The organism is Rhizobium sp. SSA_523, assembly GCF_030435705.1.
Classification (GTDB): domain Bacteria; phylum Pseudomonadota; class Alphaproteobacteria; order Rhizobiales; family Rhizobiaceae; genus Neorhizobium.
Map to the genome: position 1 here is coordinate 3,604,352 of NZ_CP129382.1, position 21,992 is coordinate 3,626,343.

A 21,992-nucleotide genomic window follows, 5' to 3' on the forward strand; every position below is an offset into this window, starting at 1 on the left:
ATGAGCGACAAGAGACAAAAACCGCAGAAACTCAGGGCCCGCCTGCCGCGCGGCTTCGTCGATCGCACTGCCGCCGATATCCATGCCACCAATGAAATGGTCGCCAAGATCCGCGCCGTCTACGAGCATTACGGCTTCGACCCGATCGAGACGCCGCTCTTCGAATATACCGATGCGCTGGGCAAGTTCCTGCCCGACAGCGACAGGCCGAACGAGGGCGTGTTCTCGCTGCAGGACGATGACGAGCAGTGGATGTCTGCTCGTTATGATTTGACGGCACCGCTGGCGCGCCATGTGGCGGAGAATTTCAACGAGATCCAGCTGCCTTACCGCACCTATCGCGCCGGCTATGTCTTTCGCAACGAAAAGCCGGGTCCCGGCCGCTTCCGCCAGTTCATGCAGTTCGATGCCGACACTGTCGGGGCGCCGGGCGTGCAGGCGGATGCCGAAATGTGCATGATGATGGCTGATACGCTGGAAGCGCTCGGCATCAGACGCGGGGACTACGTGATCCGGGTGAACAACCGCAAGGTTCTGGATGGCGTGATGGAAGCCATTGGGCTTGGCGGCGAGGAGAATTCCGGGCGGCGCTTGAGCGTTTTGCGGGCGATCGACAAGCTCGACAAGTTCGGTCCGGAAGGGGTGAAGCTTCTGCTGGGCGAAGGCCGCAAGGACGAGAGCGGAGACTTCACCAAGGGTGCAGGGCTGGGCGAGGAGCAGATCCAGAAGGTCCTGTTCTTCGTCGGCATTCAGGATTACGCGCAAAGCGCTGAAGAGTTGGCGGCTCTGGTCGCCGGCACATCGCGCGGCGAAGAAGGCGTCGACGAACTCAACATGATCGGCGCGCTGGTGGCCGGCGCCGGCTACGACGCCTCCCGCATCAAGATCGACCCCTCGGTCGTGCGCGGCCTGGAATATTACACCGGGCCGGTCTACGAGGCCGAACTGACCTTCGACGTGACCAATGAAAAGGGCGAAAAGGTCGTCTTCGGCTCGGTCGGCGGCGGCGGTCGATATGACGGTCTCGTGTCACGCTTCATGGGCCAACCCGTTCCAGCCACAGGCTTCTCCATCGGCGTGTCGCGCCTGATGACGGCCTTGAAAAACCTCGGCAAGCTGGGACAGGACGAGGTTCTGGCACCGGTTCTCGTCACCGTCATGGATGGCGATATCGAGGCCATGGGGCGTTATCAGCGTTTCACCCAGGACCTGCGCAAGGCCGGCATCCGCGCCGAGATGTATCAGGGCAACTGGAAGAAATTCGGCAATCAGCTGAAATATGCCGATCGGCGCGGCTCGCCGATTGCAATCATCCAGGGCGGTGACGAGCGCGAACAGGGTGTCGTGCAGATCAAGGACCTGATCGAGGGCAAGCGGCTTTCCGGCGAGATCACCGACAACACGCAATGGCGGGAGGCGCGCGTCGCCCAGGTCGTGGTGCCGGAAGCGGAGCTGGTGGACAAGGTGAAGGAAATCCTGGCGCATCAGGCGGAAGACCGCCGCCGGGAAAAGGGTGTTTGATTGCATGCCTGTGGTTTACCCCCCTCTGCCCTGCCGGGCATCTCCCCCTCAAGGGGGGAGATCGACTCGTGGTGAGCGCCGCATTCTCCCGCTGATCTTCCTTCCTGAGGGGGAGATGTCACGACGTGACAAAGGGGGGTATTTCCCAGGAGGCACACCGTCATGCCCCTGATCGACATGCCCGATTTCGCCCCGGCGATCCTGGCGGAATTTTCCCGCCGCAACACCACGCGTGTCGATACGCCGGTCATCCAGCCAGCCGAGCCCTTCCTGGACATGGCGGGAGAGGACCTGCGTCGCCGCATCTTCCTGACGGAGAACGAGCGGGGGGCCAGCCTCTGCCTGCGTCCGGAATTCACCATTCCCGTCTGCCTTCGCCATATCGAGACGGTCACAGGCACGCCGAAGCGCTATGCCTATCTGGGCGAGGTCTTCCGCCAGCGCCGCGAAGGCGCCAATGAATTCTACCAGGCGGGCCTGGAGGATCTCGGCGATACCGATGCGGCCGGCGCCGATGCCCGCGTCATCGCCGATGCGCTGGCCTGCCTCGATACGGTCCTGCCGGGCCGCAGCTTTGCCGTCACCATCGGCGATCAGGCCGTCTTCGAAGCGGTGGTGGCAGCGCTCGGCCTGCCCACCGGCTGGCAGCGCCGCCTCGTGCGCGCCTTCGGCCAGACGGATGTGCTGGAGGCGATCATCGCGCGCCTGGCGCGGCCGGAGCCGGTGGCGGGCCTTCCGCCGGAGGTCGAGATCCTGCTGGAGGCGGGAGATGATGTGGCGCTCTGCGCCCATCTGCGCGACGAGATGGAGCGCACCGGCACGCTCACCAATGCCAGCCGCACGCCGGAAGAGATCGTCCGGCGGCTGAAGGAGAAGCGGTTGCTGGCCGGCGCCTCGCTCGATGCCGCAAAGCTCGATGCCCTGAAGGAATTCCTCTCCATCAATGTTTCGCTGCGCTATGCGCCGGGCGTGCTGGCCGATTTCGCCCGCTCCGCCAGCCTGCCGTTGAAGGCGGCGATCGAAGGCTTCGATGCGCGGGTTGCCGCCTTGCAGAATGCCGGCGCGGCGCTTGCCGATATCACCTGGCGGGCCGCCTTCGGGCGTCCGCTCGATTATTACACCGGCCTCGTCTTCGAGGTGACCGTGCGCGGCGAGCATGATGTGCTGGTCGGGGGCGGGCGCTATGACCGCATGCTGACCCTGCTCGGCGCCAGGGATCACATTCCCGCCGTCGGCTTTTCGATGTGGCTGGACCGGATCGAGAAGGCCAAGGATGCCGCGGCCGGCCGGCAGGCGGATACCGGTCTGCATAGGCCGATTCCGCGCAAGAGCGGAGACCTGCGATGACCATCACCATCGGACTCCCCTCCAAGGGCCGCATGAAGGAGGACGCCTCCGCCGTGTTCGAACGCGCCGGGATGCGGATTGTCGCCGTCGGCAATGACCGCTCCTATCGCGGCCGCGTCGAAGGCTTCGACGATGTGGAAGTCGCCTTCCTGTCCGCCTCGGAAATCTCCCGCGAGATCGGCAATGGCACCGTCGATTTCGGCGTGACCGGCGAAGACCTGATCCGCGAGGGGCTGGCGGATGCCGACGCGCGGGTGGAGATCGCCGCGCGCCTCGGTTTCGGCCATGCGGATGTGGTCGTTGCGGTGCCGGATATCTGGCTGGATGTGGAGGGCATGGCGGATCTGGGAGACGTTGCGGCGGAATTTCGCGCCCGTCACGGCCGCCGCCTGGCGATTGCCACCAAATACTGGCGCCTCACCCAGCAGCATTTTTCCGGAAGCCACGGCATCCAGCTCTACCGCATCGTGGAAAGCCTCGGCGCCACCGAAGGCGCGCCGGCGGCCGGCCAGGCGGATATCATCGTCGACATCACCTCCACCGGCTCCACCCTCAAGGCCAACCACCTGAAAGTGCTCGCCGACGGGGTGATCCTGCGCTCGCAAGCCTGCCTCGTGCGGGCGAGAAAGCCCGAGCATGAGAGCAATGCCATGATTTCGCGGATCATCGAGGCTGTGCGCGGAGCGGTTTGAGCGGCATTTTGCCTGCGAGGCCTGCGCAATTTCACACATGCATAGAACCCGCCGGATCGCTCCGGCGGGTTCTTGCGTGTCAGCCTTGGGAGGCGGTGGATATCAGGCAGGGACGACTGTCGCTGCGCCGCGGCGGGCATCCAGGGAGTAGGCGCCGGCACCGACGGTGGCGAGCAGCAGATAGCCGCCGGCCAAAGTGAAGTTCTTCATCATCATGATGCTGTTGAGCGTGTTCAGCCAGCCAAGCGCGGCTTCCGGCCAGCCGGGAACGGCGATCGTGCCGGAATGGAAGACGGCGCCGGTGAAAATGCAGAAGACTGCCAGCGCAAAGGCGGCGATCCTGGTTTGGAACCCGATGAGGACGGCGAGGCCCGCCAGGAATTCGAAGAGACCGGCAAGATAGGCAAGCGCGGTTGCGGCCGGCAGGCCGGCACCGGCGATCATGCCTGCCGTCCCGGCAGGATCGGTAAGCTTGCCGAAGCCGGAGGTGATGAAGATGAAGGAGAGGAGGATGCGTGCGAGAAGGATCAGCGCATTGGTCGCGGTGGTCGACATGGAAGTGCTCCAAAGGATTGCCAGAGCCGAGGGGCTGGGAGGCAGGGTGTCTGTCTGGCGATAGATATGCGCCAGATCGTCGCGCCGGGAAAGATGAACAACCGGATACATATTGTTCGATATTTGGAGACGACGATCGTGTGATAGGCCCGTGATGGGCGCGTGATGGGCCTGCTATGGGAACGTGATGGTCCTGTGGGCGTTAGGGAAGCCGACATGAATGCTGACTTCATCTCACATTCATTTTGGCAGCCGCATCATGCGGCTATTGGAAGATCGTCGAAGGAAATATCGTATGAAGAAGATCCTCATCGCTACCCTTGCGCTTGTCATGGCATCCTCCGTGCCGGTCTTTGCCCAGACCTATCGCAGCGAAGCCCGGGAAAACCGCCAGGAATATCGCATCAACCGCGCCTTGCGCCATGGAGAGCTGACCCCGCGCGAAACCCGACAGCTGGCGCGTCAGCAGCACCGTATCGACCGCGAAAAGGCCCGCGCCGTTCGCGACGGACATGTCTCGCGACAGGAGCGCCGGAAGATCGAGCGGATGCAGGATCGCGCCTCGCGCAACATCCAGCGCAAGAGCAATAACGGCTACGGCTATTATTGAGCATCGGCGCGGTCTTCGCATCTAAGCATGATTGCGGATCAGGGGGAGTGAATTTGATATTCGCTCTCCCTATGCAGCGATCTCGAAGATCAACGGCAAAATCAGACCACTTGGTGACAGGGGCGGCGCACGGCCGCCCTTTTCGCGTCAGGCGTTTCGCATCGCCTCCGCCTTGTCGGTATGCGGCCGCACAAGTGCCGCCGCGGCCAGCCGTGCAGCACGCGCATGCACGGCCGCCCGGTCGATCTCCGGCCCATCGCACCAGTAATGCGGATTGGAGCGCGATGCCGTCGGCGTTCCCACCGGCAACAGGGTATAGTGGCCGACATGCTTGCCGAGGCTCGTCAGGCTGCTCTTGGGCAGGCGTTCAGCAAGCCATCGGGAGCAGAGATCGAACGGGGCTTCCTCATCAGCCTCGCCGCAGAGCAGGGTTACCTCAAGGCCGATTTCGCGCAGGCTCTCCTCGGTAAAGCCGCGCACCGGCGGCGCCGGGGCAATGGCCACGATGGCCCGCACCCGCGGATCGCGATAGGAATGCGATTGCCTCTGCCATGATGCGCGAAAACTATCGCTCGACGCGAGCAGCGGCTCGATCTGGCCTGCAAGATCGGGCATTTCGCGCGGACCGCCGCTGAAGGGATATTGTCTGGCAAAGGCAATCACCCGGTCCGTCTCCGTCACGGCGCCCGCCAGAGCCAAAGCGGTATAGCCGCCGAGCGAGAAACCCGCCGCGGTGACATCGCTCAGATCGAGCCGTCCGGCAAAAGGTCCCTGTGTCGAAAGCCGATCGAGGAGGACGGTCAAATCCCGCGCCCTTTCCCACCAGCACAGAAATCCCTCGGGGCGGTAGGCCTCCACACCTGTATTGCCGTGGTGGTCAACGCCCAGCACGACACAGCCCTGCCGTGCCAGAAACGCGGCGAGCCAGCCAAGGCCAGAGGCCGATCCGCCGGTGCCGTGCGAGATCAGCACCACGGGAAAGCGCGCCCGCTCGTGCAAAAGATCCGCCTCGGCTGCCAGGAGCCCCAGAGAGTAGAGCGGCCGGCCGGGCGGTATCGCAATATCCGTCACGGGCGTTCCCGCTGCGCCAGGATACCAGGCGGACCAGCGCAGCGGCCGTGGCCCGTCGCCGCTCCAGTTCGGGCGAGCCTCGTCGAAAAGAAGCCCTGTCCGAAACCCAATGCAATCATCCATCATCGACGCCCCCAAAGATCTGCGCCGCTGCATAACGCAGAAAAGGCGGCCTTGCGAGCCGCCCTTTCCGTATTCCGAACCGGATGGTCCAGGTGTGAAGACCTCGAAAGGCCTTACATCATGTCCATTCCGCCCATGCCGCCAGTTCAGCGCGCTTGACGCGCTGAACCACTTGAAGGATGGGCGGCTCGGCTGGTCACTTTGCGATAGGCTTGGCGCCTATCACATCATGTCCATTCCGCCCATTCCGCCCATGCCGCCAGGCATGCCGGCCGGAGAGTCCTTCTTCGGCAGTTCGGCGATCATGGCTTCCGTCGTGATCAGCAGCGAAGCAACCGAAGCAGCGTTCTGCAGAGCCGTGCGGACGACCTTGACCGGATCGACGATACCCATGGCGATCATGTCGCCATACTCGGACGTCTGGGCGTTGTAGCCGTAGTTGTCGTCGTTCTTTTCGAGGATCTTGCCAACCACGATCGAAGCTTCGTCACCGGCATTGTCGGCGATCTGGCGAACCAGCGACTGCAGGGCGCGGCGAACGATGTTGATGCCGGCTTCCTGGTCGTCGTTCACACCCTTGACGGTGATCTTCGTGGAGGAACGCAGGAGAGCGGTACCACCGCCCGGTACGATGCCTTCCTGAACGGCAGCGCGGGTCGCGTTCAGAGCGTCGTCGATACGATCCTTGCGCTCCTTCACTTCCACTTCCGTTGCACCGCCAACGCGGATCACGGCAACGCCGCCGGCGAGCTTGGCAAGACGTTCCTGCAGCTTCTCGCGGTCGTAGTCGGAGGTGGTTTCTTCGATCTGGGCCTTGATCTGGGCAACGCGGCCTTCGATGTCGGCCTTCTGGCCGGCGCCGTCGACGATCGTCGTGTTTTCCTTGGAGATCGAGACCTTCTTCGAGCGGCCGAGCATGTCGAGCGTGACATTTTCGAGCTTGATGCCGAGATCTTCGGAGATCACGGTGCCGCCGGTGAGGATGGCGATGTCTTCCAGCATGGCCTTGCGGCGATCGCCGAAGCCCGGAGCCTTGACGGCAGCAATCTTCAGGCCGCCACGCAGCTTGTTGACGACGAGCGTTGCAAGAGCTTCGCCTTCGACGTCTTCAGCGATGATGACGAGCGGCTTGCCGGTCTGGACGACGGCTTCGAGAACCGGCAGCATGGCCTGCAGGTTGGAGAGCTTCTTCTCGTGCAGGAGAATGAAGGCATCTTCCAGGTCAGCAACCATCTTCTCCGGGTTGGTGACGAAGTAGGGCGAGAGGTAGCCGCGGTCGAACTGCATGCCTTCGACGACTTCCAGCTCGGTCTCGGCGGTCTTGGCTTCTTCAACCGTGATGACGCCTTCGTTGCCGACCTTCTGCATGGCTTCGGCGATGTCCTTGCCGACCTGCGTGTCGCCGTTTGCCGAGATCGTGCCGACCTGGGCAACTTCTTCCGAGGTGTTGATCTTCTTGGCCTTGGCCTGGAGATCCTTGACCACTTCGGCAACGGCGAGATCGATGCCGCGCTTCAGGTCCATCGGGTTCATGCCGGCAGCAACGGCCTTCTGGCCTTCGCGAACGATTGCCTGGGCAAGAACGGTTGCGGTGGTGGTGCCGTCGCCGGCGATGTCATTGGTCTTCGAAGCGACTTCGCGGACCATCTGGGCGCCCATGTTCTCGAACTTGTCTTCCAGTTCGATTTCCTTGGCGACCGAAACGCCGTCCTTGGTGATGCGCGGAGCGCCGAAGGACTTGTCGATAACGACGTTACGACCCTTCGGGCCGAGCGTTACCTTGACGGCATCAGCGAGAATATCGACGCCACGCAGCATTTTTTCGCGCGCGTTGCGGCCGAATTTGACTTCTTTAGCAGCCATTTTAGAAACTCCTCAGGGCGTGATAGCCCAATTCGTTCAATCTGTTGATGATGGACGAAACGTCGGCCGAGATCAGCCGATGATACCCATGATATCGGCTTCCTTCATGATCAGAAGGTCTTCGCCGTCGAGCTTGACTTCCGTGCCGGACCACTTGCCGAACAGAACGCGATCGCCAACCTTGACGTCGAGCGCAACGATCTTGCCGGCCTCATCACGTGCACCGGAACCAACGGCGACGATCTCGCCTTCCTGCGGCTTTTCCTTGGCGGTATCGGGAATGATGATGCCGCCCTTCGTCTTGGCTTCAGATTCAACGCGACGAACGACGACGCGGTCGTGAAGCGGGCGGAAATTGGTGCTTGCCATTGTCTAATCCCTCGATCAAATGACCTTTACGGGCTTTGAGGTGGCCCGTGTCCCTGTGTTAGCACTCACCCTGTGGGAGTGCTAACGAGGCTCAGATAAGATCGGGCGAAGGATGAGTCAAGAACATGTGCAAAGAAATTATGCCCTGTTCGATGACCTTATGCGCAAAATCTGCTCAGATTCGGGCCGCCGCTGGAACGGAGAGCCGCTCGAGGGACGCGCGAGGGCAGGCCGCGGTCGCGCGCCGGCCGGGAGCATCGGTCATTTCGAAGCCATTCCGATCCATGTCTAGAGCGCGCAGCGGGACACAATGTCAGTGAAGCCTGATCAAGCCGAGGCCCTGCAACCGCCCCTCGGGAAGCGGCAAAACCAGCCCTCGCTGAGGGAGCTTGTCCTCGTCTTCGCGCGCATCGGCTGCCTGAGTTTCGGCGGTCCGGCGGCCCAGATCGGGCTCATGCACCGCATCTGCGTGGAGGAGAAGCGCTGGATCCTTGAAGATCGCTATCTCCACGCGCTCAATTACTGCATGCTTCTGCCCGGACCGGAGGCGCAGCAGCTTGCGACCTATATCGGCTGGCTGACGCATGGCGTGAGGGGAGGCATGCTGGCCGGGCTGCTGTTCGTCCTTCCCGGGCTCTTCGTCATCATCGCCCTGTCGACCGCCTATGCCCTTTACCAGCAGGCGGACTGGCTGGCCGGCCTGTTCTTCGGCTTGAAGGCGGCCGTTCTCACCATCGTGCTGCAGGCCGTGGTCCGCCTGGCCCGCCGCACGCTGACCGACAGGGTCCTCGTCGTGATTGCGGTTCTGGCCTTCCTGTCGCTTTTCGTGCTGGCGCTGCCCTTTCCGCTGGTGGTTCTGGTGGCAGGTCTTGCCGGCTATCTGCGCGCCCGCCATGGCGCTGTGTCCGCTGCCGCCAAGCCGGCCGCAGTCCTTGTGCCGGAAGATGTGTCGCCGCAAAAGCCGCCGCTGCTGCGCTCGCTGCTTCAGCTCGGCTTCTGGGTGGCGGTCTGGCAATTGCCCTTCGTCATCCTGCTGGCGATCAGCGGCGCGGCAAGCCTTGCCACCATGTATGCCTTCTTCTCGCAGATGGCGCTCGTCACCTTCGGCGGCGCCTATGCGGTCCTGTCCTATGTCGCCCAGGTTGCCGTCGAGGATTACGGCTGGCTGCAGCCCGGGGAAATGTTGGATGGCCTGGCGCTGGCGGAGACGACGCCCGGACCGCTGGTTCTGGTTCTTTCCTATGTCGGCTATCTGACCGGCTTCCGCACCGTGCCGGGGCTGGATCCCGTCATCGGCGGGATCATCGGTGCGCTTCTGACGGCCTGGGCCACCTTCGTCCCGAGCTTCATCTGGATCTTCGCCGGCGCGCCGTATATCGAGCGGCTGCGCGGAAAGCCGCAAATCGCCGCGGCGCTGTCGGCCATCACCGCCGCAGTGGTCGGCGTCATCGCCAATCTGGCTCTGTGGTTCGCCCTGCACGTCCTCTTCGGACGCGTCGAGCGGGTGACGCTGGTGCCCGGCTGGACAGGCGAGGGGGCGCCCGGCCTCTGGCTGCCTGATCCCGCAACGCTCGATCCCGCAGCACTGGTCCTGTTCCTCATCTCCGCCCTTGCCCTCCTGCGGCTGAACATCGGAATGGTGAAGGTGCTCGTTTCCGCCGCATTGGGTGGCCTTTTATGGCGCCTGGCCGGCTTCTGAGGCCTGGTCCCGGCTCCCTCATTCAGCAAAACTCCTTGCCTTCGCCGAAGAGCTTTGCCATGTCAGCGCCAGATCTTGTTCAAAACTCCATCGGGTGATCATGGCAAACCGCATTCAGAACCTCATGACGATTACGGCGGGTTACCAGCTCGTGCTCTCCGATGTGTGGGGTGTGCTGCACAACGGTATCGATGCCTTTCCGGCGGCCTGCGTCGCTCTGGAGGAAGCCCGCAAGGCCGGGCTTTGCGTGGTGCTGATCACCAATTCGCCGCGTCCGGCGCCGGGCGTGATCGAGCAATTGCGGGCGATCGGCGTGCCGGACCAGGCCTATGACCGGATCGTCACCTCGGGCGATGTGACCCGGGCCCTCATTGCCGAAGGCCCGAAGAATGTCTTCCTGCTTGGCCCCGAACGCGACATGCCGCTCTTCGACGGGCTGGATGTCACCGTGACCGGCGAGGCGCAGGCCGATGCCATCGTCTGCACCGGCTTCTTCGACGACGAGACCGAGGTCCCGGAAGACTATCACGACATGTTGACGCGGTTCGTCAAGAAGGACGCGCCGCTGATCTGCGCCAATCCGGATCTGGTCGTCGAGCGTGGCCATCGCATCATTCCCTGCGCCGGTGCCGTTGCCGCCTATTACGAGCAGCTGGGCGGATCGACGCGGATCGCCGGCAAGCCGCATAAGCCGATCTACGAGGCAGCGCTTGCGGCGGCGCGCGAGGTTTGCGGCGAGATCGACCTTGCCAAGGTCATCGCGGTGGGCGATGGCATGCCGACCGATGTGAAGGGCGCGCTCAGCTATGGCCTCGACCTGCTTTACATTTCCGGTGGCATCCATGCCGCCGAATATACGCTGAACGGCCAGACGGACGAAGCGCTCCTGAATGCCTATCTGCAGCGCGAGGGCGCCACGCCCAAATGGTGGATGCCGCGCCTGGCTTGACGGAAGACTGCCGATGACCGTTTTCTACCGCAACGAGACCAAGGAGCCGCTGCCGCCGGAACTGGAGGGCGGCGTGGTTGCCATCGGCAATTTCGATGGCGTGCATCGCGGCCATCGCAGCGTCCTGGAGCGGGCGCTGGACATTGCCCGCCAGCGCGGCGTGCCGGCCCTGGTGCTGACCTTCGAACCGCATCCCCGCACGGTCTTCAGGCCGGACCAGCCGGTCTTCCGGCTGACGCCGGCGCCGCTCAAGGCCCGCCTGCTGGAGGCCATGGGCTTCCGCTCCGTCATCGAATATCCTTTCGACCGGGCCTTCTCGCAACGGTCCGCCGAGGATTTCGTGTCCTCGATCCTGGCCGGCTGGCTGAAGGCCTGCGCCGTGGTCACCGGTTTCGACTTCCATTTCGGTCGCGCCCGCGAGGGCGGCCCCGCCTTCCTGATGGAGGCCGGCCGCCGCCATGGCTTCGAGGTCTCGCTGGTCGATGCCTTCCGCGACGAGGGTGCCGAGGTGATCTCGTCGAGCCGCATCCGCGATCTTTTGTCTACGGGAGAGGTGGCCGAGGCGGCCGGCCAGCTCGGCTACCGCTACACGGTGGAGGCGGAGGTGATCTCCGGCGAGAAGCTGGGGCGCAAGCTCGGCTATCCCACGGCCAATATGCAGCTTCCCCCGGAGGCCGGGCTCAGGGCCGGCATTTACGCGGTGCGCTTCCGTCGGCAGAACGGCGCGCTTTTCGATGGCGTGGCAAGCTATGGACGGCGCCCGACGGTGACGGAAAACGGCGCGCCGCTTCTGGAAACCTTCCTCTTCGATTTTTCCGACAGCCTGTATGGCGAACTCTGCTCGGTCTCCTTCTTCGGCTTCCTGCGCGAGGAGCTGAAATTCGACGGGCTGGACTCGCTGGTCGCCCAGATGAAGCGCGACGAGGAAGAGGCGCGCGCGCTGCTATCCGGCATTTCGCCGCTGAGCGAACTGGATGCGACGATCGCGTTTTGACGAGCATTGATGCGATCGGGCACCGTTGAAGGGGGATTCCGCGTGTTACGCGGGCGTCGCCGGCGGCCATTGCCGAGCAGTGTGGAGGATCGTCAAGATCCTGACGGCCTCCGGAGAGACCTCGTAGACGAGGCGATAGTTTGGATAGGGGATGAGCTCGCGGGTGCCGGTGATGACCCCGATCTTGCCGCAACGGGGAAAATCCTGGAGACGTCTCGCAGCCTGTTCGAAGGCCTGGTCAATGGCGAGCGCCGCCGAGGGATTGTGGCCGAGCAAGTAGTCGAAGATGGACGCGCGGTCATCGACCGCCTGCAGCGTCCAGTGGACGATCATATAGCGCCGCCTTGCTTCATCGCCTTCCGCCGCCGTTCGGCAAACAGCCGCTCGGTTTCCTCAGCGGAGATTAGCCTGCCGGCAGCTATATCGTCACGTGCGCGCAGCACCTTGGCTTCCAGGAAGCGGCGATAGTCACCATCCATCTTCTGCCTGTCGACGTAATCCTGCACCATTTCCCGAATTACCTCGGCCTCGGAAGTCCGAGCCGAACCCACTGCCGCAGAAAACTCTTGGGCAAGGCTCGCATCGAGATCGATCTGAAGTTGGGCTTTGCGTCGCATGTCGGTGCTGTTCCCGAGGTTTCGAGGATATGAGATCCGGAGCCCAGTCTAGGCCAAGCCTCGCGCTGTGTCCAATTGCCCGCTATCTTGCCCCTTCCTTTCGCAGCCAAAAACCCTTAAAGACGCGGCACCATGATGAATCCTACCGCGGTCCGCATCCTTCGAATTATCGGCCCGGCCTTCCTCGCAGCGTGATCGCGCGGGAAGGTCCGGGTTTTCGGTGCCGGGACAAGCGTGAGGTCCGGCCCAGTTCAAACGCCTCGCCGAGTTTCATCCGCGCGACCTTCGCCGTCGCCCATCGAAATGGTTGATCCATGACCGACACTAGAACCGACAACAAGACCGCCAGCTCCGACAAGACCGATTATTCCTCCACCCTCTATTTGCCGCAGACGGATTTCCCCATGCGTGCCGGCCTTCCCCAGAAGGAGCCGGAAATGGCAAAGAAGTGGAAGGAGATGGGTCTCTACAAGAAGCTGCGCGCATCGGCCGCCGGCCGCGAGAAATTCGTGCTGCATGACGGCCCGCCCTATGCCAATGGCAATATCCATATCGGCCATGCGCTGAACAAGGTGCTGAAGGACGTCATCACCCGCTCGTTCCAGATGCGGGGCTTCGACTCCAATTACGTGCCCGGCTGGGATTGCCATGGCCTGCCGATCGAATGGAAGATCGAGGAAGCCTATCGCGCCAGGGGCAAGGATAAGGACGAGGTGCCGATCAACGAATTCCGGCAGGAATGCCGTGAATTCGCGCAAGGCTGGATCGATATCCAGTCGGAGGAATTCCGCCGCCTCGGCATCGAGGGCGATTTCGACAATCCCTACACCACCATGGCCTTCCATTCGGAAGCCCGCATCGCCGGGGAATTGCTGAAGCTCGCCATGAGCGGCCAGCTCTATCGCGGCTCCAAGCCGATCATGTGGTCGGTGGTGGAGCGCACGGCGCTTGCCGAAGCCGAAGTCGAATATCACGAGGTCGAAAGCGACACGATCTGGGTGAAGTTCCCGATCGAAGCGGGCAAGGGCGATCTCGCCGGCGCCTGCGTCGTCATCTGGACGACCACGCCCTGGACGATTCCGGGCAACAGGGCCATCTCCTATTCGGGGAAGATCGAATACGGTCTTTACAAGGTCACGGCCGCGGCCAATGATTTCGGTCCGCAGCCGGGCGAAAAGCTGATCTTCGCCGACAAGCTGGCAGCCGAGGCCTTTGCCAAGGCAAAGCTGGAGTTCAAGCGTCTGCGTCAGGTGTGGGCGCAGGATCTCGCCGCCATCACCTGCGCCCATCCGCTGGCCTCGCTCGGCTATGACTTCAAAGTCCCGCTGCTCGATGGCGATCATGTCACCGATGATGCCGGCACCGGTTTCGTCCACACGGCGCCCAGCCACGGCCGCGAGGACTTCGAGGCCTGGATGGCCAATCTCCGCGCGCTCGAGGCTCGGGGCATCGACACCAAGATCCCGTTCCCGGTCGATGATGCCGGTTTCTATACCGAGGATGCTCCCGGTTTCGGCCCTTCGGCCGAAGGCGGTGCCGCCCGCGTGCTTGACGACAATGGCAAGAAGGGCGATGCCAACAAGCGGGTCATCGAGGCGCTGATCGCCACGAACACTTTGTTTGCCCGTGGCCGCATCAAGCACGAATACCCGCATTCCTGGCGCTCGAAGAAGCCGGTCATCTTCCGCAATACGCCGCAATGGTTCGTCTACATGGACAAGGAGCTGGGGGACGGTACGACGCTGCGTTCGCGCGCCCTTTCCGCCATCGACGACACCCGCTTCGTGCCGGCCGGCGGCCAGAACCGCCTGCGCGCCATGATCGAGCAGCGGCCGGATTGGGTCCTTTCCCGCCAGCGCGCCTGGGGCGTGCCGATCTGCGTCTTTGCGGATGCAGAGGGCAATGTGCTGCGGGACGAGAAGGTGAATGCCCGCATTCTCGAAGCTTTCGAGAAGGAAGGGGCGGATGCCTGGTTCGCCCAAGGCGCCAAGGAGCGCTTCCTCGGCAACGAGCATGATGGCGAAACGTGGCAGATGGTCACCGACATTCTCGACGTCTGGTTCGATAGTGGCTCCACCCACACCTTCACGCTGGAAGATCGCCCGGATCTGAAATGGCCGGCCGATGTCTATCTGGAAGGGTCAGACCAGCATCGCGGCTGGTTCCATTCCTCGCTTCTGGAAAGCTGCGCCACGCGCGGTCGCGCACCGTACAACGCGGTCGTCACGCACGGCTTCACCATGGCCGAAGACGGCCGCAAAATGTCGAAATCGCTCGGCAATACGGTGACGCCGCAGGATGTGATGAAGGAATCCGGCGCCGATATCCTGCGCCTCTGGGTCATGTCGACCGATTATGCGGAGGATCAGCGCCTCGGCAAGACGATCATCCAGACCAATATCGATGCCTATCGCAAGATCCGCAACACGATCCGCTGGATGCTCGGCACGCTCGCCCACGACAAGGGCGAAGAAATCGCCTACGCCGATCTGCCGGAGCTGGAAAAGCTGATGCTGCACCGGCTCTCCGAGCTCGACCAGCTGGTGCGCAAGGGCTATGACGATTTCGATTTCAAGCGCATCGTCCGGGCGCTCTCGGATTTCGCCAATGTGGAATTGTCGGCCTTCTATTTCGATATCCGCAAGGACACGCTCTATTGCGAGGCGCCTTCCAGCCTGAAACGCCGCGCCGCCCTGCATGTCATCCGCAAGCTCTTCGACTGCCTGGTCCTGTGGTTTGCCCCGATGATGCCCTTCACCACGGAAGAGGCCTGGCTGAGCCGCGATCCCTCGGCCGGCTCGGTCCATCTGGAACAGTTCCCGGTCATCCCCGCGGAATGGGAAAACGGCCAGGTTGCGGAGAAATGGAAGCATGTCCGCACGGTGCGCCGTGCCGTGACCGGCGCGCTGGAAATCGAGCGCAGGGAAAAGCGCATCGGCTCGTCCCTGGAGGCCGCACCGATCGTGCATGTGGCGGATCCGGACCTCATGAAGGCGCTGGAAGGGCTGGATTTCGCCGAAATCTGCATCACGTCGGATATTTCTGTGGTGGCCGGCGAGGGCCCCGCAGAGGCCTTCCGTCTGGAGGACGCGGCCAGGGTCGCGGTGGAGCCGAAGCTTGCCGAAGGCACGCGCTGCGCCCGGTCGTGGAAGATCACGAAGGATGTCGGCTCCGATCCCGATTATCCCGATGTCTCGGCGCGCGATGCCAAGGCCTTGCGGGAGCTGGCGCAGATCGCCTGACAAGCATGGGCCGGATGATTGCGCTTTGGCGCGTCATCCGGTAAGTCTTGCCGGAATTGGTGGTCTGCCTGAAATTGGCCGGATTTTTCCGTCATGGCTCGCGCAATCATGGTGCGGGCTCACGGGCGCATAGGCGTTTTGGCTCGCAGGCGTTGTGAAGGACGCCGCTGGAAGGGGTTGAATGAAGACGATGCAGGGAATTCGTGCAGGTCTTGGCATCTGCGTTGTCACTGCTGTTGCAGCGGGCGTCTCCGGCTGCGTGTCCAGCCCGACCTATGGCACGAGCAAGACGGCGGGCGAGCAACTGGTCGACGACCTTGGCCAGTCCCTGGCGTTCTCGCAGGATGCCGCCAACAAGGATACGCGCTACAATCCGCGGCCGAAGCTCGTCGTCAGCAAGTCGGCAGAAAGCTCGCTGCCGCCGCCGCAGGCCTCGCTGGCCGGGCGCGACAACAATCCCAACTGGGTGGAATCTCCGGAAGAGACGCGCGCGCGCCTGCGTCTGGAAGCGGAAGAGAACAGGAATAACCCGAATTATCGCTCGCCGCTGCTTGCCGGCAATGGCACAGCGGGGACGATGACGGAAACCCAGCGCTGGGAAGCCTTCCGCAAGGCGCGCGCCAATGCCGAAAGCCCCGGCATCAGCGGCCAGCGCCGGACGCTGACCGAGCCGCCGACGCAATATCGTCTGGCCGACAATGCGGCCCTGACGGATCTCGGCGAACCGGAGCTGAAGAAGGAACGCGAGCGCAAGAAATCCGCTGCCTCCGCCGCCAGCAACACCTCCTCCTGGTGGAACCCCTTCAAGTAAGGTCCTGCCGCTATCATCAGAAGCCAGGGAAAGCCGGGCCGAGCTTGAGGAAAGCCGTGCCTGCGGTTCCCTTCATGCTCCGGCTGGCACGATTCTCTCCGATCAAGCTGCGGCCGAAGCGGTATATTGGGCCTGCAAGGCGGTCAATCTTGCCCGATTCCGCCACCGTCCCGTCGCCTGGTTTGAAAAAACCTCAGCAGAAGAGAGGCTGCCTCCGTTTCGGCAATGCCGGAATAGACATCCGGCGCATGATGGCAGGTCGGCTGGTTGAAGAAGCGCACGCCGCTTTCCACCGCGCCGCCTTTCGGATCGCTGGCGCCATAATAGAGACGCCGGATACGGGCAAAGGAAATTGCGGCGGCGCACATGGTGCAGGGTTCCAGCGTGACATAGAGATCGGCCCCGGCCAGCCGCTCCTGTCCCAGTGCCTCGCAGGCATAGCGGATGGCGGCGATTTCCGCATGGGCCGTCACGTCGTGGGTCTGCCGGGTCATGTTGCCGGCGCGTGCAATGATGGCGCCGTTGACAACGACCACGGCGCCGATCGGCACTTCATCTCGCTCTGCCGCCTTGCGCGCCTCTTCCAGCGCAGCAACCATGAAAGGATTTGTGCCGCTCATCCCGCTTTTTTCCTCTTAACCCGGCGGACGCGAAGTGGTAGCAACGAAGCAACTCCCTTGTCCAACCCTCTTGTCGCGCGCAGGTGATCTCGTCAGCGACCAGGCGCAACTTCAAGTCAACCGCGATGCCCGGGCCGTGTCCCGCCGGCAGACGCCTCAGGCAAACAACAAATGAGCTTCAAAGACAAGCCGAAGCGCGACGCGGGGAAAACCTTCGGTCGCGACACGAAGAAGACCACAGCCGGCAAACGCCCGGACGGCAAAGCCAAGCGGCCGGACGGCGGCGACAAGCGCCCCGAAGGCAAAGCCAAGCGGCCGGAAGGCGCGCAGAAGACCTTCGAGGCTGCCGCCAGGGCGCCGCGCAAGCCGGCCGCCCAGGCCGTGGCGGCAGAGCCCGCTTCCGAGGGCAAGCCCGAGCGCATTTCGAAGATCCTGGCGCGGGCCGGCGTCGCGTCGCGTCGCGACGTGGAGCGGATGATCATGGATGGCCGCGTGCGGCTGAACGGTCAGCTTCTCGACACGCCGGTGGTCAATGCCACCCTGGCCGACAAGATCGAGGTCGATGGCGAACCGATCCGCGGCATCGAGCGTACCCGCCTGTGGCTCTACCACAAGCCTGCGGGCCTGGTGACGACGAATGCGGATCCCGAAGGACGGCCGACGGTCTTCGACAACCTGCCCGGCGAATTGCCGCGGGTCATGTCGGTCGGCCGGCTCGATATCAATACGGAGGGCCTGCTCCTCCTGACCAATGATGGCGGCCTGTCGCGCGTTCTGGAACTGCCGACCACGGGATGGCTGCGGCGTTACCGCGTCCGCGCGCATGGCGATGTCAGCCAGGAGGATCTCGACAAACTAAAGGACGGCATTGCCGTCGACGGCATTCTCTACGGCGCCATCGACGCGACGCTGGACCGCACCCAGGGGCACAATGTGTGGATCACCATGGGTCTTCGCGAGGGCAAGAACCGCGAGATCAAGAACGTGCTCGGCGCGCTCGGCCTCGAGGTCAACCGCCTCATCCGCATTTCCTACGGGCCCTTCCAGCTTGGCGACCTGCCGGAAGGCCATGTGGTGGAAGTGCGCGGCCGCATGCTGCGCGACCAGCTTGGTCCGCGCCTGATCGAGGAATCCAAGGCGAATTTCGACGCGCCGATCTATAGCAGCGGTCCTGCAGACGATGAGGCGCCGCAGCCGAAGGCCGCCGGTGGACGGCGCGATGAGGGCGGCTGGGGTGCCGAGGAGCGTCAGGAGCGGCCGAAGGGTCGTCTCGACACCCGGCCCGAGCGTGACGGCGAAGGCCGCGATGGTGGGCGCGATCGCCCGCGCGGCAAGGATCAGGGCCGCGATCAGGATCGCGGTGGCAAGGATTTTGCAAAGCGCGGCGGCAAGCCGGGCGAGGGCAAATTCGGCGACGGCAAATTTGGCGACGACAAGGCCAAGAAGCGTCTGCCGCTCGGCACTTCCCGCACCGCCAATGTCTGGATGGCGCCCGGCGCCCGGCCGACGGCCGATGGCGGCACCAAGAAATCGGCCCGGGCCGAGGCCGAGCGCCTTTTCAACAAGGGTGGTGAGCCCGAGCGCCGCACCTCCAGCATCCCGATCAACCGCGTCGAAGGCGATAGCGACTGGATCCGCGCCGAAGCGCCGGTGCGTCGCCCGCGCGATGAGGACCAGGAGGGTTCCGGCCGGCGCGACAGAGGTGACCGTGGCGACAGAGGCGACCGTCCGGCGCGTGGCGATCGCAGCGACAGGGGGGGTCGTGGTGATCGTCCGGCACGGGGCGATCGTAGCGAGCGTCCCGCATCGGACCGCCCGCGCGCCGACCGCAGGCCGCGCGAGGATGGCGACAGGCCACGTTCCAAGCCCTACGGATCGGGCTCCGGTCCCGGTCGCTCTCCGCGGGAAGCGGCCGAACGGGCCTTCAGCCGTCCCTCCGGTGAGCGTTCTTATGGAGATCGCTCCTCGGGCAACCGCTCCGACGAGGCGCGTTCGGAAGGCGGCCGTGGCGGTTTCGGCGAAAGGCCCTCCGGCGGCAGGCCGGGTGCAAAACCTTTCGGCAGCAAGCCGTTTGGCGCAAAGCCCTCGGGTGGAAAGCCGTCTGGCGGAAAGCCCTCCGGTGGGAAGCCCTCTGGCGCAACGCCGGGCAAAGGTTTCGGCGGCAAAGGTTTCGGTGGCAAGGGTTCCGGCGGCAAATCCGAAGGCCGTCCTTCGGGCGGCTCTCCCTCCGGCGGGCGCCCCTTCGGGGGCAAGCCTTCGGGCGGCCGCGGTCCCGGTTCCGGCTCTGGTTCGAGGGGCGGCGGCGGCTCGCGTTCCAGAACACCGAGAGGATGATGCGACGTGCGGATCGTAGGTGGTGAGTTTCGTGGCCGCGCGCTGGCCACGCCCAAATCCAACGCGATCCGGCCGACCATCGACCGGACGCGCGAGAGCCTGTTCAACATCATCAACCACGTCTATCCGGACGCGGTCGAGGGAACGCGCATCATCGATCTTTTCGCCGGCACAGGCGCGGTCGGGCTGGAGGCCCTGTCGCGCGGTTGCCGCAGCGCCCTTTTCGTCGAAAACAGCATAGAGGGCCGCGGTCTGCTATGGGAGAATATCGACCATCTCGGCCTGCACGGCCGTGCCCGCATTCTCCGGCGCGACGCGACCCGTCTTGGTGATGTCGGCACCATGGAGCCCTGTCATTTCCTGTTTGCCGATCCGCCCTATGGCCAGGGCCTGGGGGAGGCGGCGGTGAAGGCTGCGCATGAGGGCGGCTGGCTTCTTGCCGGCGCACTGGTCGTGCTGGAGGAGCGAAGCGATGTGACGCTGTCTCTCGATACGGTCTTTCAGCCGCTGGAGCAGCGGCGTTTCGGCGATACGCGCGTCGACTTCTTCCGCTACAAGCCAAGCTGACCTGATCCGCCTGGACAGATTGACCTGAGCAGGGCCCAACCTGACCAAATTCACCTGACCAAATCCACCTGACCAAACCACCTGAATAAGCCAGCTGAACAAGCCGTCCCGAAGGAGCCTGCGCATGAACACGAGGTTGTCGCTGCCCGACCCGCGTGACGCCTCCGAGAGGCCGGCGGGTTCAGCGCCGCGGGTCGCGCTTGCGTTGGGCGGCGGCGGTGCGCGCGGCATTGCCCATATCGCCATCATCGAGGCGCTGGACGAAATGGGCATTCGCCCCGTCGCCATTGCCGGCTCATCGATCGGCGCGATTTTCGGTGCGGGCATGGCGGCGGGCATGACAGGCGCGGAGATGCGCGCCTTCTCCATCGAAACGCTCGGCAATCGGGCCGCCGTCCTCAACCGTTTGTGGTCGCTTGGTCCGGGAAGCATGCGCGATACGGTCGGCGGCTTCCGGCTGGGTCATTTCAACCTGGAACGCATCCTCACCGCCTTCCTGCCGCAGCAGGTGCCGCAGACCTTCGAGGACCTGCAGATCCCTCTGAAGATCGCCGTGACCGATTATTACGGCCAGTCGGAGGCCATCCTCGAAGAGGGCGAATTGCGCCTTGCCATTGCCGCCTCGGCGGCCATTCCGGGCCTGTTCATGCCGGTGCGGATCAATGGCCGCATCATGGTCGATGGCGGCATTTTCAATCCCATTCCTTACGAGCATGTGGCGGATGGCGCCGATATCGTCATCGGCGTCGATGTCGTCGGCGGGCCGGAAGGGGATGGCACACATCCGCCCAACCGGATCGAAAGCATGTTCGGCGCCAGCCAGCTGATGATGCAGGCCTGTATTGCGCTGAAACTCAAGCTGCACTCGCCGCAGCTTTTCCTGCGGCCGCCGGTCAGCCGCTTCGGCGTCATGGATTTTCTGAAAGTGCGGGAGATCCTGGCCGAGACCGAAGGCGTCAAGGAGGAACTGAAGCGCAGCCTGGGCAGCCTGCTCTAGAGTATCCGTTTTGATCAAGTGGGTTTTGGCGTCCATTTTCGATTTTTCCGCAGGAGAGCGTTTGCCAGCACGATGAGCTTTCGCATGACTGCTGTTATGGCGACTTTCGGTGGTTTTCCGGCGGCTTTGAGCTGGTCGTATTTGGCACTGAGGTCCGGGTTGAAACGACAGGCAACGAGGGCTGGCATGTAAAGTGCCTGCCGAACGATGGCCCTCCCGCCAGCGATGAAAGCGCGTCCGGTCCATCGTCCGGACTGGCGGCTCATGGGGGCAAGACCGCAAAGGGCTGCGGCTGTTTTCTCCTCCAATTCGCCCAGTTCCGGCATCTCGATAAGAAGCGTGAAGGCCGTGACCTGAGATATGCCGGGGATCGAGACAAGGATATCGAACCTGGCCTTCAGGGTCGTATCTTCGATAATCAAGGCCATGATGGCCTCATCCACGGCCTTGATCTGCCGCTCGATCTGCCGAAGCCTGTCGATATTTTGTCTCTTCAAGAGCAGGTTGGACAGGGTCTTCGACCTGTTCTTCGCGGCGGTCCTGTCCTTGATCAGGGCCAGACGAGCGATATGCAACTCTTTCAGATCATTGCGGATTTGCGTGTCGGTCTCAAGAATGCGCGGTTGAAGAAGCGCGCCGTAACGCGCCAGCAGTCCAGCATCGATCCGGTCTGTTTTGGCAAGTCTGCCAGTGGCTTGCGCGAAGCGCCTTGCAAGGCGGGGATTGACCTTGGAGAGGCCAAGCCTTGCACCATCATGAAGCGCTCGAAGGCCTTGTGATAAGGGCCGGTGGGTTCATAGACAATGCGTGCCACTGTCTTTGCGCCGATCCATCTGACAATGGCGGCAAATCCCTTGCGGTCATTGGCAACCTTCAGTGATTGGCCATCCGGCAGGCTGTGCAGATCGATATGGTCTTTCGAGATGTCTGCGCCGATGGTAATATCCGTCATCTTTTCTGATCTCCCATGCTTGTCATCCGAGCCCAAAGCTCGGGTATCCGTTCAGGACG

The 21,992-nt window shown here is 63.4% G+C and carries 19 protein-coding genes and 1 pseudogene; 12 read left to right on the forward strand and 8 right to left on the reverse strand.

Annotated elements, in window-relative coordinates:
* The 3 genes from hisS (at position 1) to hisG (ending at position 3,560) form a co-directional block, all read left to right on the forward strand.
* Entirely contained in the window at positions 1 to 1,521 is a 1,521-nt protein-coding gene (hisS, locus tag QTJ18_RS25345) for a histidine--tRNA ligase (protein ID WP_252753922.1), read from the forward strand.
* A 162-nt stretch (positions 1,522 to 1,683) separates the two neighbouring features.
* On the forward strand, positions 1,684 to 2,868 hold the full coding sequence (locus QTJ18_RS25350; protein ID WP_252753923.1) for an ATP phosphoribosyltransferase regulatory subunit: 1,185 nt from the start codon (positions 1,684 to 1,686) through the stop codon (positions 2,866 to 2,868).
* Positions 2,865 to 3,560 carry an ATP phosphoribosyltransferase gene (hisG, locus tag QTJ18_RS25355; protein WP_252753924.1) on the forward strand — a complete coding sequence of 232 codons (696 nt, stop codon included), beginning with the start codon at positions 2,865 to 2,867 and terminating at the stop codon, positions 3,558 to 3,560. The genes QTJ18_RS25350 and hisG overlap by 4 nt, the downstream gene beginning before the upstream one ends.
* Before the next feature lie 102 nt (positions 3,561 to 3,662).
* Here the strand turns inward: hisG and QTJ18_RS25360 are convergent, their stop codons facing one another.
* Complete coding sequence (locus QTJ18_RS25360) at positions 3,663 to 4,115, reverse strand: DoxX family protein (protein ID WP_252753925.1); 453 nt, start codon at positions 4,113 to 4,115, stop codon at positions 3,663 to 3,665.
* A gap of 295 nt (positions 4,116 to 4,410) precedes the next feature.
* Between QTJ18_RS25360 and QTJ18_RS25365 the strand changes: the two genes are divergently transcribed.
* Positions 4,411 to 4,725, forward strand: a complete 315-nt coding sequence (locus QTJ18_RS25365) for a hypothetical protein (RefSeq protein ID WP_252753926.1) — start codon at positions 4,411 to 4,413, stop codon at positions 4,723 to 4,725.
* 147 nt (positions 4,726 to 4,872) lie between these two features.
* On the opposite strand, the gene QTJ18_RS25370 is transcribed toward QTJ18_RS25365, so the two are convergent.
* From QTJ18_RS25370 to groES, 3 genes are all read right to left on the reverse strand, one after another.
* A complete protein-coding gene (locus tag QTJ18_RS25370; protein ID WP_252753927.1) occupies positions 4,873 to 5,922 on the reverse strand; it encodes an alpha/beta hydrolase family protein in 1,050 nt (349 codons plus the stop codon).
* Between the two features lie 219 nt (positions 5,923 to 6,141).
* Entirely contained in the window at positions 6,142 to 7,782 is a 1,641-nt protein-coding gene (groL, locus tag QTJ18_RS25375; RefSeq protein ID WP_252753928.1) for a chaperonin GroEL, read from the reverse strand.
* 72 nt (positions 7,783 to 7,854) lie between these two features.
* Positions 7,855 to 8,151 (reverse strand): co-chaperone GroES, encoded by a 297-nt coding sequence (gene groES / locus QTJ18_RS25380; protein WP_252753929.1) that lies wholly within the window; start codon positions 8,149 to 8,151, stop codon positions 7,855 to 7,857.
* A 310-nt stretch (positions 8,152 to 8,461) separates the two neighbouring features.
* On the opposite strand from groES, the gene chrA reads away from it, so the two are divergent.
* The 3 genes from chrA to QTJ18_RS25395 all read left to right on the forward strand — a co-directional run bounded on the left by chrA (position 8,462) and on the right by QTJ18_RS25395 (position 11,793).
* Positions 8,462 to 9,850 carry a chromate efflux transporter gene (gene chrA, locus QTJ18_RS25385; protein ID WP_489667238.1) on the forward strand — a complete coding sequence of 463 codons (1,389 nt, stop codon included), beginning with the start codon at positions 8,462 to 8,464 and terminating at the stop codon, positions 9,848 to 9,850.
* Positions 9,851 to 9,950: 100 nt separating this feature from the next.
* Positions 9,951 to 10,799 carry a TIGR01459 family HAD-type hydrolase gene (locus tag QTJ18_RS25390; RefSeq protein ID WP_252753931.1) on the forward strand — a complete coding sequence of 283 codons (849 nt, stop codon included), beginning with the start codon at positions 9,951 to 9,953 and terminating at the stop codon, positions 10,797 to 10,799.
* A gap of 13 nt (positions 10,800 to 10,812) precedes the next feature.
* Positions 10,813 to 11,793, forward strand: coding sequence for a bifunctional riboflavin kinase/FAD synthetase (locus tag QTJ18_RS25395; protein WP_252753932.1), 981 nt, complete (start codon positions 10,813 to 10,815; stop codon positions 11,791 to 11,793).
* Between the two features lie 45 nt (positions 11,794 to 11,838).
* Here QTJ18_RS25395 and QTJ18_RS25400 read toward each other — a convergent pair whose 3' ends face one another.
* Both QTJ18_RS25400 and QTJ18_RS25405 read right to left on the reverse strand, forming a co-directional pair.
* Positions 11,839 to 12,126: a type II toxin-antitoxin system RelE/ParE family toxin gene (locus QTJ18_RS25400; RefSeq protein ID WP_252753933.1), complete on the reverse strand. Its 288-nt coding sequence runs from the start codon at positions 12,124 to 12,126 to the stop codon at positions 11,839 to 11,841.
* Positions 12,123 to 12,410 carry a hypothetical protein gene (locus tag QTJ18_RS25405; RefSeq protein WP_252753934.1) on the reverse strand — a complete coding sequence of 96 codons (288 nt, stop codon included), beginning with the start codon at positions 12,408 to 12,410 and terminating at the stop codon, positions 12,123 to 12,125. The genes QTJ18_RS25400 and QTJ18_RS25405 overlap by 4 nt, the downstream gene beginning before the upstream one ends.
* Before the next feature lie 314 nt (positions 12,411 to 12,724).
* Here QTJ18_RS25405 and ileS point away from each other — a divergent pair, with 314 nt between their 5' ends.
* The gene (gene ileS / locus QTJ18_RS25410) at positions 12,725 to 15,652 is read left to right on the forward strand and encodes an isoleucine--tRNA ligase (protein WP_252753935.1); all 2,928 of its coding nucleotides are present in this window, start codon (positions 12,725 to 12,727) and stop codon (positions 15,650 to 15,652) included.
* Between the two features lie 181 nt (positions 15,653 to 15,833).
* A complete protein-coding gene (locus tag QTJ18_RS25415; protein WP_252753936.1) occupies positions 15,834 to 16,463 on the forward strand; it encodes a hypothetical protein in 630 nt (209 codons plus the stop codon).
* A gap of 143 nt (positions 16,464 to 16,606) precedes the next feature.
* Here QTJ18_RS25415 and QTJ18_RS25420 read toward each other — a convergent pair whose 3' ends face one another.
* Complete coding sequence (locus QTJ18_RS25420; RefSeq protein ID WP_252753937.1) at positions 16,607 to 17,083, reverse strand: nucleoside deaminase; 477 nt, start codon at positions 17,081 to 17,083, stop codon at positions 16,607 to 16,609.
* Between the two features lie 171 nt (positions 17,084 to 17,254).
* Between QTJ18_RS25420 and QTJ18_RS25425 the strand changes: the two genes are divergently transcribed.
* The 3 genes from QTJ18_RS25425 (at position 17,255) to QTJ18_RS25435 (ending at position 20,981) form a co-directional block, all read left to right on the forward strand.
* Positions 17,255 to 19,417 carry a pseudouridine synthase gene (locus QTJ18_RS25425; RefSeq protein ID WP_252753938.1) on the forward strand — a complete coding sequence of 721 codons (2,163 nt, stop codon included), beginning with the start codon at positions 17,255 to 17,257 and terminating at the stop codon, positions 19,415 to 19,417.
* Positions 19,418 to 19,423: 6 nt separating this feature from the next.
* Complete coding sequence (gene rsmD, locus QTJ18_RS25430) at positions 19,424 to 19,984, forward strand: 16S rRNA (guanine(966)-N(2))-methyltransferase RsmD (protein ID WP_252753939.1); 561 nt, start codon at positions 19,424 to 19,426, stop codon at positions 19,982 to 19,984.
* A gap of 124 nt (positions 19,985 to 20,108) precedes the next feature.
* On the forward strand, positions 20,109 to 20,981 hold the full coding sequence (locus QTJ18_RS25435; protein WP_252753940.1) for a patatin-like phospholipase family protein: 873 nt from the start codon (positions 20,109 to 20,111) through the stop codon (positions 20,979 to 20,981).
* 14 nt (positions 20,982 to 20,995) lie between these two features.
* Here QTJ18_RS25435 and QTJ18_RS25440 read toward each other — a convergent pair.
* A pseudogene (locus QTJ18_RS25440) lies at positions 20,996 to 21,933 on the reverse strand (IS110 family transposase).
* Between the last annotated feature and the right edge of the window lie 59 nt (positions 21,934 to 21,992).